1 pseudogene is annotated in these 434 nt (G+C 39.4%); it reads left to right on the top strand.

Going from position 1 to position 434, the window contains the following annotated elements:
* Nucleotides 1-434, top strand: a pseudogene (blt, locus tag BTA35_RS19035) (multidrug efflux MFS transporter Blt); the annotation flags it as partial.

Genomic DNA, 434 nt, shown 5'->3' with positions numbered 1-434 from the left:
GTCTATTTCATTGCATTTATTATCGTCTTTGTAATGGCTTTTGGTTTATCAGCTTATGAAACGTATTCAGCTTGTTTTCTGATCATAAATTTGGCTTCACACCAAAAGATATTGCAGCCATTATTACGATTAGTTCCATTGTTGCGGTAGTTATTCAAGTTTTACTATTCGGGAAATTGGTCAACAAACTTGGAGAGAAAAGAATGATTCAGCTGTGCTTAATAACCGGTGCGATCTTGGCTTTCGTGTCTACTGTTATGTCAGGATTTTTAACTGTTTTGCTTGTAACTTGTTTTATTTTTCTGGCGTTCGATTTGCTACGTCCGGCCTTAACCGCTCATTTATCCAATATGGCCGGTAACCAGCAGGGTTTCGTAGCAGGCATGAACTCCACATACACCAGCCTGGGAAATATATTTGGACCTGCTCTAGGC

This window comes from Oceanospirillum linum, from assembly GCF_001995095.2.
Classification (GTDB): Bacteria; Pseudomonadota; Gammaproteobacteria; order Pseudomonadales; family Halomonadaceae; genus Oceanospirillum; species Oceanospirillum linum.
Note: the sequence above shows the minus strand (reverse complement) of the source record. Positions and strands in the feature narration are given on the sequence as shown.